This is a genomic window from Terriglobus albidus, from assembly GCF_025685425.1.
Taxonomy (GTDB): domain Bacteria; phylum Acidobacteriota; class Terriglobia; order Terriglobales; family Acidobacteriaceae; genus Terriglobus; species Terriglobus albidus.
In genome coordinates this window covers 327339-339382 of sequence record NZ_JAGTAS010000057.1, presented here as the reverse complement: position 1 = coordinate 339382, position 12044 = coordinate 327339, and the positions used below count along the sequence as shown (strand labels likewise).

Genomic DNA, 12044 nt, shown 5'->3' with positions numbered 1-12044 from the left:
GGAAGTGTGCCGGATATTCAATCTCACCTGCAGGAAACGGCCCATGCGGATCATCATATTCGGGCTAACCGTCTCATCATCGTGGGGGAACGGCCATGCCTCACTGTGGCGGGGAATGCTGACAGCACTCGCCCGCCAGGGACACGAGGTCGTCTTCTTCGAGAAAATTGTGAGTTACTATGCCGATACTCAGGATGCATGGCCAATTCCAACTGGTGTTGAGTTGCGATTTTATGATGACCTTGACGATATAGCAGAGAAGCTGCCGGCCGAGATGCATCGTGCCGATGTTGCGATGGTTACCAGCTACTGTCCTTCGGGCGCCGAAGTTTGTCATCTGGTTATGGAGCACGCCAAAGGGTTGACCGTTTTCTACGATATGGATACTCCGGTTACGTTGCAGAGTTTGCGCCGGGGTTCAAAAATGTTCTATCTGCCTGAAGAGGGACTTGGAGCCTTCGATCTGGTCTTGAGTTTTACTGGCGGCAGAGCTCTCACCGATCTTCGATCGCGGCTCGGCGCAAAGCGGGTGCAGCCTTTATATGGCTGGGTCGACGGCCGCTTCTATCACCAGGTTCAGCCCTGCGCTGAATATTCCTCGGCTCTCAATTATTTAGGGACATATGCGGCGGACCGTCAGGAGGCGTTGCAGGAACTGCTGCTGAAACCTGCGCAGCGATGCCCCGGTCAGCGGTTCTTTATCGCAGGCGCCCAATATCCGGCCGATTTTCCCTGGGCGGCAAATATCCATTTCGTACGGCATCTTCCACCTGATCTTCACCCAGCATTTTTCTGTTCCGGACGCGCTACCTTGAATGTCACACGCGGTGCGATGAAAGAGTTTGGATACTGCCCGTCGGGAAGACTGTTTGAAGCCGCTGCCTGTGGCGTGCCGATTGTGACAGATGTATGGGAAGGGCTAGAAGAGTTTTTTAGACCCGGCATAGAAATTCTTCCGGTCGAAACATCCCAGCAGGTAACCGAGATGCTTGAGATGAGTGACCGCGAGCTCCGACAAATTGCTGGTGCCGCGCAGACGCGTGTCATGGAAAACCATACGGCTGAGAGCAGGGCATGCCAGTTGATTCATATCTTTGAGGACTGTCACGGTACCACCGCCAAGTCTTCCATAGCTGCGTGAATAGAGGTGAGAGATGTGGGGCATTATTCCAGCCGCAGGCAGTGGCAGCCGCATTCAACCACTGGCCTTTTCGAAGGAACTCCTTCCTGTGGGTAGCAAAATGCATAATGGGCGCGAATCTCCCAAAGCCGTAAGCGAATATCTCGTAGAACGAATGATTCTCGCCGGAGCCACAAAACTTTGCTTTGTGATATCCCCAGGGAAGGCAGATATTCTCTCTTATTTTGGGTCACGAGTATGGGGAGTCGATATTGCTTATGTCGTGCAGCAGACTCCAAACGGACTTTGCGATGCTGTATTTCGTGCCGCTCCCCTGGTGTCTCCCGATGAACCCGTGGTGATCGGCCTCCCCGATACGATCTGGTATCCCATGGACGCGCTCGCATCCTTGCCAGATGATAAGTTTTCTCTCCTCCTGTTCCCGGTGGATGACGCGAGTCCCTTCGACGCGGTCATCACCGATCTTGAAAACCGTGTCACATGTATCGAAGTCAAGCACCCCACACCCGGCTCCAACTGGATTTGGGGTGCGATGAAGATCCCTGGCCATATCTTTCACACCTTGCATCAGTTGTGGTGTAAAGCCGAGCGTCGCGATGAGTATTTTGGAACACTGCTAAATGCCTGGATCACTCTGGGAGGAGAAGTCTTCGGTTCCCACACGGGTGAGGAATATGTAGACACGGGAACACTGGATGGCTATCAACGCGCTCAGTTCATGTTGAACCAGAAGCGGGAACCCGATAGCGTTCCACTCAATTCTTCTATCCTGCATCACGCAGCCGGATAGGTCTCCTTGATCTGTTGCGGGGCTGGCAACGTAACGAATTTATGGACATCTAAATCATTTTCCCTGTTGCTGGGTATTCCGGAAGTGACGTGCAGTGGCGTTTTCATTGCGGAAAATGCCTGGAGATGCGGAAGCCTACTCTACACCTACAGGGAAAATGCTTTAGTCGCATTTTCCCTGTAGCGGGGTATCCCGGAAGAGGATTGCAGCGGCGTTTTCATTGCGGAAAACGCCCATAGATTCGGGAGCCCTACGCTACACCTACAGGGAAAATGCTCTAACGCGCGCAGAACGACGATCTCATTTAGGAAGAAGGTGCTCAAATATGCCGCTATCGCACACAACACAGAATCATGACGAAATTCGCAAATGGGCCGAAGCCCGGGGTGCTGTTCCAGCCGAAGTTAGCTCAACGGAATCAGAAGGAGAGCCGGGAATTCTTCGGTTTATGTTCAGGAAGGCTAAGAATAGAAAAGACGACAACCTGAAGGAGATTTCGTGGGACGCGTTCTTTGAGAAGTTTGATGAAAGTGGCCTCACCCTTGTGTACCAGGAAAAGACGGCAACTGGAAAATCCAGCAATTTCAATAAGCTGGTGCGCGCCGATGCGAAGACAAGATCGAAATCCTCGCGCGCTGCATGAGCTTTCTTCTGACGGCTCGATGCGTTTCGGATACCACGCCATCTTTGCAGATGCAGCGTCGCTGACTTGTTCCCCGTAAATTATGCGGCCTCAGTTGATTCTCGCAACGGCCAAGATGCCATTCAAACCATTGCAGGGGATAGACGTGCGGCTTCTTTCCGCTTCAATGAACCCACGGACGGTAGCCAGTGACTTTCAAACCAATACGATAGATTGCGTCACTCGTCGTCAGGTAGAGTGTCTTACCGTCTTGGCCGCCCCACGCCACATTGGCGGTTGGCTTTTCGGTGAGGATCGTTCCCAGGTGCTTGCCTTCTGGTGTGATGATCCATACGCCGCCCGGACCGGTCGCGAATAGATTTCCTTGCGAATCCACCTTCATGCCATCTGAAGTTCCTGTGCCTTTTGCTGATGAGGCGTCCAGAAACACCGTGCCTTGTCCCACTGTACCGTCGCTCTTCAGCGGATACCGCATCCACTTCTTTTGCTGTGAGTCAGCGACATAAAGCCACTTGTTATCCGGTGAGATCGCGATGCCATTCGGCCGCGGTAAATCGCCGATCAGCAACTGCAGCTTCGCGCGATTCGGAGCCGATCCAGCTTTGACTGCTGTTGCGTTCGGAATGCGATACACGCCATTCACCTTTAGCTTCTTCGACGGGTCATCATCCTGCTGCGTCGGAAGACCGTAAGGCGGATCTGTGAAATAAAGCGAGCCATCCGGACCATACACAACATCGTTCGGGCTGTTGAGAGGCTTGCCCTCGTAGCTGTCGGCCAGAATTGTCTTTGTCCCCTTGGGGTCCATCGTCTCGAACCGAAGAATGTTACGTGCCGCATGGCCTGCCACGGTCAGGTGCAGCTTGTCATCGAGCGTCATCCCATTTGTCCCCGGCTCCGTGCCGCCAAAGGGCTCTTTAGCTATATAACCGCTCGGTTGCAGCCAGATCGTAACCTTGCCATCCGGGGCCATCTGCCGAATGCTGTTGCTCGGAATATCCGCAAACATTAGCATGCCCGGCGGTACCCACACCGGCCCCTCGGTCCATGTGAATCCCGTGGCCATTTTTTCGAGCCTGGCTCCGTCAGGGATAATCGTGGATAATTCCGGACTTAGCTGTTCGATATCTGCGGTAGTCTTCGTCGACTCCAAAGGAGCCTGCATCGTTGTTTGCCTGCCCTTGCAGCCGGCTTGAGAGAGCGTCAACAGTGACGCCGCGCCGAGAGTCAGGGCGCACATGCAACGGTTCATAGCGAAGACCTCCTTCAATGTCCCAACGATTGTAGCGATTCTTGCGAGGAGTGTTCGCCAGGTTACCGGAAATATGTGCGAAAAAGGAATTTCTAAGTGAACACCGCAGGTTTCCCAGGTAGGAGTTGTACCCCAGGATTTAGAGGAATTGTGGGCGTTGTCGTTAGATCATTTTCTCTGTAGGGTAGTCCAAAGCCTCCGCATCATGGGCGTGTCCGCAATGAAAATGTCGCTGCACGCTCTTCCGGGTTAGCGGGCAACAGGGCTATAGCGCAATCTCTCCTGTGCTGTCGCCTATCTGATGAGCGTCGACGCCAAGTCGACGCACAACCGTGAGAAGAACATTGGCCATTGGCGTATCGGCAGGGCAGACCACGTGCCGATTTCCTTGCAGCGCTCCGTTCGCCTTGCCCGCAAGAAATAGAGGAAGGAACCGATGCTCATGCACATGCGAGTCGCCCATCGGGCTTCCGTAGAGTACAAGGGAGTGATCGAGGAGGTTGCCGTCCCCATCTTTTGTCCATCGCAAATTGTCGATAAATTGGGCGGCTTTGCCGACATGATATTGATTCAGCCTGGCGAACTCCTCTATCTTCTCAGGGGATTCACGGTGATGCGAGAGTGTGTGAAACGGAGTTGTAACGCCACTCTCGGGGAAGATGCGCTGGCTCCGGTCGGCGCCCATCTTGAACGTAATCACGCGGGTCAGGTCACAGGTAAGGGCAAGAAGCTGGAGATCGAACATCAGGTCGACATGATCGTTGAAGGAGTCAGGTACGCTGAGAGGTTCGCTGCTCTGAGTCTTCGGAGCCGTTGCATTGCGACGTTCAATCTCCTGAATGCGCTTCTCAATCGCACGGACATCATCCAGATAGTCGGCCAGGGTCGTCCGGTCTCGAACACCAAGCCGCCGCTTGGCACTCCTGACGGCATCGGAGAGCGAATCGAGGATGCTGGCTGCTGTATTGGTCCCAGTCGCTTGTCCGTTCCCCGCGTCTGGCGCGAACATGCTGTTAAATACACGTCGAGGAGAACGTTCCATGGGCAACGGAGTTGTAGGAGATGCCCAGCTGATGGTGTGCGTGTAGCTGCAGCTGTAGCCATAGCCGCACTCTCCTGCGACGGAGTTGTCTTCAATACAAAGTTGCATCGAGGGTAGCCAGGTATCGCGGCCGACCGCCCTCGCGTAGATTTGATCGATAGAAGGTCCGGCATGAATGTCTCCGCCTGCGGTTCTCCTGGGATGCGCGGCGGTCAGAAAGACAGCAGAGGACCGGGCATGATCCGCCATCGGCCCGTCTTCTTCCGGCACGAGTGACATCGCATTGTGCAGCTCTGTATTGCTGACGACGGTGATGTAGTCACGTAGCGGTTCGAGCGGCTGCAATGACTTCGTGAAAGCGAAGTCTCTTCCTTCCTGAGCCGGCGACCAGTAGTTCATGGATCGCCCAATGGCAGTGCTTCCGGCAGCGCCGTGCACCATCTCAATTGCTATAAACCGCGCCTTCGGTGCTGCGGCGGTCAGGTGCAGTGGCGTTTGAGCAGGAACCATCGCGTCCAGAAAGGGAAGGCCCAGGGTGACACCCAATCCCTGCAGGACGGTCCGCCGCGAGAGGTAATTTCTGGTGATGAACATTGTCTTTGTTCCTCCTCTTGCCTGTAGTGAAGTTGCCACCGGCGAGCTTATTGATCGCCGCTTTGACGCCTTTCTACAGGATCATCCTCCTCTCAAATCATGATGTCGCAAAGAGGTAGGTACGGCATAAAATGCGGATTATGCGTCATCCTTTGCTTGTGAAGGAAAATGATCCTGGCCCGGGCATTGCCATTGCCACGCATGAGCGAGAGTACCCACGCAACTCGCACATCGCGCTCCATTCTCATGGCGCGGACCAACTTGTCTATGCAAGCCGTGGAGTGATGGAGATTGCTTCCGGGCAGAATTTCTGGCTATTGCCGCCCCACTTCGGTCTCTGGATTCCTGCATACACGCCGCATAGCATTCGAATGCCTGAGCATGTTTCCATGCGCACACTCTATCTGCGTCCCGGACTCCATACAGCGTGGGCTACCTGCACGACGTTCCATGTAGTCCCGTTTCTTCGCGAGCTGATTTTTCAGATTGTCGGCATGGGGAGAATTCGAGTACGCAGCCGTTTGGAGTGCGCCTATCGGGACATACTCATAGCCCAGCTAAAGCGTTCGACTCCAATTCCGACCGGTATTGCTCTTCCGCGAGATACACGAGCTCTTGCTGTCGCAGAGCAAGTACTCAACGGGCTGGAAGACCGGCATTCGGTAGCGGCAATGTGCGCCTCGGTGGGTATAGGCGTCAGAACCCTGCAGCGGGTGTATCAGCGTGAGGTGGGGTTGGATTTCGAATCCTGGCGAAGGCAGGTCCGTTTGATGAAGGCCGTCCAGTTACTGGTGTCCGGCCTGAGCATCAAAGAGGTCTCTTATGCCGTGGGGTACCAGGAGCCAAGTACTTTTATCGATTTGTTTCGCTCCGTCTTTGGACGCACACCGAAGTCCTGGACCCGGGAACTGGCTGCATTGTCATCTCGATTCGAGTTCTCTCCGGGGTCATCGGTTGATGTCGCTCGTGATAGTGAATAACTGGGCGAAGAGTCGTAGCTCAACCCAGTTGGGTCGTGTGTCTTGTAGACTTGCTGCGGAGGAGAAGTATGAATCGACGGCAACTCTTGACTTCCATGACTGCATTGACCGGAACGGCTATGATCCCCGACGTTCTGGCGCAATCTGGACCGCAGATTACTCATGTGGATACCAAGACCAACGGTCCATTGCTTCAGAGCAGCGTTGTGAAGGTAGAGAGCCTGCAGCCGGAGGGCGCCGCACCCGGCGCGAAGGCTTACGTGCACTTCAATGGGCCGACAAAACAGCTTGTGGCACTAGCCTCCGGCCTTGTGACCTTGGAGCCAGGAGCGCAGCCACATCCCCCGCACCAACATCCCGAAGAAGAGATCATGATTGTGGGTGAGGGAACAGGTGAATTCTTCCTCAATGGAGTGGCTTCACAGGTAAAGGCAGGCGATATGGTCTTCGCCGAATCCAATGTGCTGCATGGTGTTCGGAACACTGGTCAAACGCGCATGACGTTTTATTTCATCAAGCTTATGGGTAAGACCACTTCCTGATGCGCCACCGGAAATCGTTGATCGGCATTCACTGCTGCCTCGCGGGGTTCTTGCTGCGGGAAGCGCCCAGACGTAGGTATTTTGACCGAGTTCGCCTTCAGGGAGACCACCTATGATGACTCTATCCTCATGGGCACCCTTCCTTTCTGCATTCGCTCTCTCGCGGCCGGAGCCCTGGCCCTCATACTTCCTATTGCCGTCGCGCAGACTCCGAAGAGCTATGACTGTAAGCGCACGGCAAAACCGCTGGTCATCGATGGCAGACTGGATGACCGCGCCTGGAAGTCAGCTTCCTGGAGCACTGATTTTGTAGATATTGAAGGCGATGCCAAGCCGCTCCCGCGTTTTCGTACGCGTATGAAGATGTTGTGGGATGACACCTATCTCTACATTGGCGCCGAGATGGAAGAGCCCGACATCAAAGCGAAACTGACTGAACATGATTCGGTCATCTTTCATGACAACGATTTCGAGCTGTTTCTGAAGCCTCTCACCGGCTTGCCCGGCTACTTTGAGTTTGAGATTAATGCGCTGAATACTTCCTGGGACCTGTTCCTTAACAAGCCCTACCGGCACGGCGGCAAGGCCGATAACTCCTGGAATATCCCGGGCCTGAAAACAGCGGTTTCGTTGAAAGGCACCCTGAACAAGAGCGATGACACCGACAAAGGATGGACTGTCGAGATCGCCATTCCATGGGTGGCATTCACGTCACGGCTTCCGGTAGAGCCGCCTAAGCCAGGCACGGAATGGCGCGTCAACTTCAGCCGTGTGGAGTGGAAAGCAGGCCAGTCCAGTGAGGACAACTGGGTGTGGTCTCCGCAGGGAGCGGTAAACATGCACATTCCAGAGATGTGGGGTTACCTTAGATTCCGGTAACCATCTATCCCATCACTAGACATCTAAACCGCTGAAAATGCTCGTTCGTCTTCTTCGCGGCCAATTTACGATTTACGCATCCGTCAAGCATCAACGCCGATTTGCGAACTGCACGTTGAGCTGGCAGCTACCCTGATGTTCACCGCATCTCATCGCGCATGATGGCCCCTGGAAGTTCGATGGCGCGATCTGATTTGCTGGAGGTGCTGTGCCGCTCCACCGCAATAGAGCATAAGCATGGTGCCGATCCGCGAGCTTTGCTTGTGTTCGCCCATCCAGATGATGAGACCATAGGGCTGGGTGCACGCCTTGAGAATTTTTTGTCATCACGCTTGATCCATGTCACCGATGGAGCTCCCCGCAACGAACAGCACTATAGGGACTGTGGATTTGCGACGCGTGAAGAGTACAGAACAGCCAGGCAACATGAGCTGAACCAAGCGTTACGAGTAGCAGGCGTCGCCAAAATGCACCATGAATGCCTTGAAGTGCCTGATCAGGAAGCAAGTCTGCACCTGGTCGACTTAACCGGGAAGATCCTGTGGCTGCTGCGGCAGGATAAGCCGGAAGTGCTTTTTACCCATCCGTATGAGGGAGGGCATCCCGACCACGATGCCTGCGCATTCGTAGTTCACTGTGCAATACAACAAATGCGGAACGAAGGATATAGATATCCGGTCATTGTGGAGCCCGCTTTTTATCATCAGGGCCCGCATGGTATCGAGACAGGCTGTTTTCTCCCCGACGGAAACGATACTCCGGAGGTGCTTTATCGTCTGACTTCTGACGAACGGCAGCACAAACGCGAGCTATTTGCGTGCTTTGCAACGCAACAGGAAACTCTGAAGTATTTTCCTCTACAACATGAGGCCTTCCGTATTGCGCCCGAGTATGACTTCGCTGAGCCTCCTCATCGGGGCCGCGTGTTTTATGACCAGTTTTCCTGGGGTATGACGCCCCGGCACTTCTGCGAATTGGCTCAGGCTGCCCGACGAGAACTCAACCATGTCATGGAAGTTACATGCCACTCACTGTATTAAGCATCGCCTATCCGTTTGCTCCTGTACACGCGGCTGCGGTTGGAGGGGCGGAAAAGATTCTGAGTGATCTGGACCGCGCCTTGGTACAAAACGGACACTGCTCGATCGTTGTGGCATCAGAAGGCTCCGAAGTCCGTGGAACACTGGTCCCGGCCCCATTGCCGGGAGCTTTCACCGAGGACGATCGCTCCAGGTGCTGTAAGCAGTTTCAGTCCGCAATTGACCATGCCCTTTCTACATATCAGATTGACGTGATTCATATGCATGGGATCGATTTTCATGCCTACACCGTGCCTGATGAGGTGCCGACACTTGTAACGCTGCATATGCCTGTTTCCTGGTATCCGGCGGAGATATGGATGAAAAGGCGGAATCTCCAGTTCTGCTGCGTCTCCGAATGGCAAAGACGGAGCTGTCCACCTGAGCTACGCAATTGCATCGTGATTCCTAATGGAGTGGATCTGCCTCCAGTGGACCTGGAGGCTCAAAAGGCTGATTTTGCGCTCGCTATGGGGCGTATTTGCCCAGAGAAGAATCAGCATGCAGCCCTGCAGGCAGGCACGCTGGCAGGAACATGCGTGCTGCTGGCTGGGCAAGTGTATCCATATGAGGCCCACCGCCTTTATTACGAGTCCGAAATTCGGCCACGCTTGAACGGGGCTACCGGGCCGAGGCATAGGATGCTGGGTCCTGTTGAATCCGAGAACCGCCAGCGACTGCTGGCCGAGGCGGAGTGCTTGCTTCACCCCACTCTCGCGCCCGAGACGAGTTCCCTTGTGGCTTTGGAAGCGCTCGCCGCCGGCACTCCCGTGATCGCGTATCCATCCGGCGCACTTCGGTCCATTGTCCAGGATGGCGTGACAGGCTTCCTGGTTAATAACCCGGAAGAGATGGCTGAGGCAGTGCATCGCGTCTCTTCCATCTCACGCTATGTATGCAGGCGAGCGGCCGAGCGCTTCGGGAGCGGACGAATGGTACAGGTTTATCTGGAAGTCTATAAATCGATGGCAAAGAATCGCCGCGCGGAGCAGCTCTGTGCATGAAATTTTGCGCAGCACCGAAGAGTTGGAGGCCTTTGCCCCGGAATGGGAGAGCCTATGGAAGGCAGACCCGCAGGCTACACCATTCCAGAGTCCCGCATGGTTGATACCGTGGTGGAGAGAGTTTGGTCAGCCCGGCCTGCGCTGCCTTTGTATCCATGTAAATGGAAACTGTGAAGGGTTTCTTCCGTTCTATATCTATCCCAATGCAGAAGAGCGCCAACTTCTTCTCCTCGGAGCGGGAACGAGTGATTACCTGGACGGTGTCTTTTCTTCTTTATGCAAAGTGGAAGATGTGCGGCAGGCTCTCGAGCGACTCATGGTGGATCAAGACTGGGATGTAATGATACCCACTCAGTTGAGGCCGGAATCGAAACTGCTGCAGGCAATGTCTCGACTCGTGGCTGCGGGAAGATTCGATGGGGAAAGCTGCGGCCGCATGCCTGCAGTCGCCATAGCGGAGTTGCCGCGGAAGATTCGGAGCAACGTCAGGTATTACCTGAACCGTGCGATGCGTGAAGGTTCTGTGGAGTTCATAAGTGCGGATCGGGAAACGTGCGCCGATACCTTTGAAGATATGCGGCAGATGCACACCGCACGCTGGCAGGGAAGCGGGCTTCCCGGAGTGCTGGCAGACGAACGCGTGCTCGCATGGCATTCCCAGGCGCTTCCTTTGCTGGCAGCAGCGGGAGTCTTACAACTATGCACCTTGAAGTTGAACGGTGAATCTCTGGCTATCTTGTACTCCCTGATAGATCCGCCAACACGATCCGAACGATGCCAATACTTCTACCTGACGGCATATTCCATTGAGCACGCAGCTCTTAGGCCTGGCACGTTACTGCTGGCCTTAGCCATAAAGCAGGCCGCCGGTCAGGGGGTGCAGACGATCGATATGCTCCGCGGAGAAGAGGAATACAAGACACTCTGGCACCTGGAACGAAATCCAACCTATGGTTTTGTTCTTCGCAGGGATGCTGAAGAACCAGCAACAGCGGGGAACGCCAGGCGGTTCTATGACGGTTTCTAATTCTGATCGTTTGGCGATTCGTTGGACTATTGGCAATGTACATGCGCGCGGGTTTGAGATGCTGCGTCTCTCCGTCGCATGCGCCGCGCGGCTATTTGGTCCTGGCGCCCGGTACGTGGTTTGTGTTAACAGCGTACCCCTGCCCGAAGCCCAGCAGCGAACAGCTGGTCTTCCGGCGGACGTGGAATGGCGCGAGACGACACTTCTTGACGCGCCCAAGGTTCTCCTGCAGCACACGAAAGAAAGTTTGATGGAAGGGATGGGGTGGAAGCTGGTTCCGCTACGCACTCATCCTGAACGATACGAACTCGCCCTGGATAACGACTGTATCCTCTGGACAATGACGCGAGGTATCCAGGCGTGGCTCGACACGGTGGATGGATATCTGTTTGCCGAAGATGTGGACCGCTGTCTCGGCAGCTTTGATGCGCTATGTCCCCCGGGTTCTTTTAACGCAGGAATTCGTGGACTGCCACCGTACCACGATCTACAGAGTTCGCTCGCTGCGGTATTGGAAGAGGTGGAACATCGTTCCGGAAGCCGCGCCGACCTGACTTCTGAGATCGAAGAGCAGGGGCTGCAGGCGGCAGCCATGCTGCGCAATAGCCCTTTATACCTGGTGAAGACTTCTGAGGTTAGTATCTGTTCTCCATTCTGGCCTCGTTCGCCGGAGCTTGGCCGCTGTGGCGCCCACTTCGTTGGCATGAATGCCAAGCATCTTCCTTGGAGTTACTATGACCGGCCGGCGGACGAATGGCTCGCAGAACACTGGGAGCGATGTCGCCCGGCACTGTATCAGAAGGCCGGACTCCCATTACCCTGAATTCCTTGCAGCTATAACGCCCCTGAATTTTGCCCCACGGAAGAGGTGGAAATTGATATGAACTCTTTCTCTCCGGCGGTATTTGGGGGCAACGGGCTGATCATTGCCTCTCTCTAAATAGCATCCTTCCGGGTGACGTAGACGTTTTCCGGTATTGAGCCGCCGCTACTTCCAAAATTGCCGATGTGGCGTTCTCGTATCACCTCTCGGAAGCCGGTTATGACATTCGCGAACCACATCGGCCGGGC

The 12044-nt window shown here is 54.8% G+C and carries 12 protein-coding genes; 10 read left to right on the top strand and 2 right to left on the bottom strand.

Annotated elements, in window-relative coordinates; all coding sequences use genetic code 11:
• Window positions 1-115 precede the first annotated feature (115 nt).
• The 3 genes from OHL21_RS17660 to OHL21_RS17650 all read left to right on the top strand — a co-directional run bounded on the left by OHL21_RS17660 (window position 116) and on the right by OHL21_RS17650 (window position 2574).
• Window positions 116-1141: a CgeB family protein gene (locus tag OHL21_RS17660; protein WP_263418612.1), complete on the top strand. Its 1026-nt coding sequence runs from the start codon at window positions 116-118 to the stop codon at window positions 1139-1141.
• A gap of 13 nt (window positions 1142-1154) precedes the next feature.
• Window positions 1155-1931, top strand: a complete 777-nt coding sequence (locus OHL21_RS17655; RefSeq protein WP_263418611.1) for a nucleotidyltransferase family protein — start codon at window positions 1155-1157, stop codon at window positions 1929-1931.
• Window positions 1932-2256: 325 nt separating this feature from the next.
• Window positions 2257-2574: a hypothetical protein gene (locus OHL21_RS17650; protein ID WP_263418610.1), complete on the top strand. Its 318-nt coding sequence runs from the start codon at window positions 2257-2259 to the stop codon at window positions 2572-2574.
• 163 nt (window positions 2575-2737) lie between these two features.
• Here the strand turns inward: OHL21_RS17650 and OHL21_RS17645 are convergent, their stop codons facing one another.
• On the bottom strand, window positions 2738-3826 hold the full coding sequence (locus tag OHL21_RS17645) for an SMP-30/gluconolactonase/LRE family protein (RefSeq protein WP_263418609.1): 1089 nt from the start codon (window positions 3824-3826) through the stop codon (window positions 2738-2740).
• Between the two features lie 265 nt (window positions 3827-4091).
• Complete coding sequence (locus tag OHL21_RS17640; protein ID WP_263418608.1) at window positions 4092-5462, bottom strand: DUF1552 domain-containing protein; 1371 nt, start codon at window positions 5460-5462, stop codon at window positions 4092-4094.
• Window positions 5463-5602: 140 nt separating this feature from the next.
• On the opposite strand from OHL21_RS17640, the gene OHL21_RS17635 reads away from it, so the two are divergent.
• The 7 genes from OHL21_RS17635 to OHL21_RS17605 all read left to right on the top strand — a co-directional run bounded on the left by OHL21_RS17635 (window position 5603) and on the right by OHL21_RS17605 (window position 11796).
• Complete coding sequence (locus OHL21_RS17635; RefSeq protein WP_263418607.1) at window positions 5603-6442, top strand: AraC family transcriptional regulator; 840 nt, start codon at window positions 5603-5605, stop codon at window positions 6440-6442.
• A gap of 68 nt (window positions 6443-6510) precedes the next feature.
• Complete coding sequence (locus tag OHL21_RS17630; protein ID WP_263418606.1) at window positions 6511-6984, top strand: cupin domain-containing protein; 474 nt, start codon at window positions 6511-6513, stop codon at window positions 6982-6984.
• Window positions 6985-7113: 129 nt separating this feature from the next.
• The gene (locus tag OHL21_RS17625; protein WP_263418605.1) at window positions 7114-7863 is read left to right on the top strand and encodes a carbohydrate-binding family 9-like protein; all 750 of its coding nucleotides are present in this window, start codon (window positions 7114-7116) and stop codon (window positions 7861-7863) included.
• A gap of 179 nt (window positions 7864-8042) precedes the next feature.
• On the top strand, window positions 8043-8903 hold the full coding sequence (locus OHL21_RS17620; protein ID WP_263418604.1) for a PIG-L deacetylase family protein: 861 nt from the start codon (window positions 8043-8045) through the stop codon (window positions 8901-8903).
• Complete coding sequence (locus OHL21_RS17615) at window positions 8885-9946, top strand: glycosyltransferase (protein ID WP_263418603.1); 1062 nt, start codon at window positions 8885-8887, stop codon at window positions 9944-9946. The genes OHL21_RS17620 and OHL21_RS17615 overlap by 19 nt, the downstream gene beginning before the upstream one ends.
• The gene (locus OHL21_RS17610) at window positions 9939-10973 is read left to right on the top strand and encodes a GNAT family N-acetyltransferase (protein ID WP_263418602.1); all 1035 of its coding nucleotides are present in this window, start codon (window positions 9939-9941) and stop codon (window positions 10971-10973) included. The genes OHL21_RS17615 and OHL21_RS17610 overlap by 8 nt, the downstream gene beginning before the upstream one ends.
• Window positions 10960-11796, top strand: a complete 837-nt coding sequence (locus OHL21_RS17605; protein ID WP_263418601.1) for a hypothetical protein — start codon at window positions 10960-10962, stop codon at window positions 11794-11796. Before OHL21_RS17610 ends, OHL21_RS17605 begins: the two co-directional genes overlap by 14 nt.
• The last annotated feature ends 248 nt before the right edge of the window (window positions 11797-12044 follow it).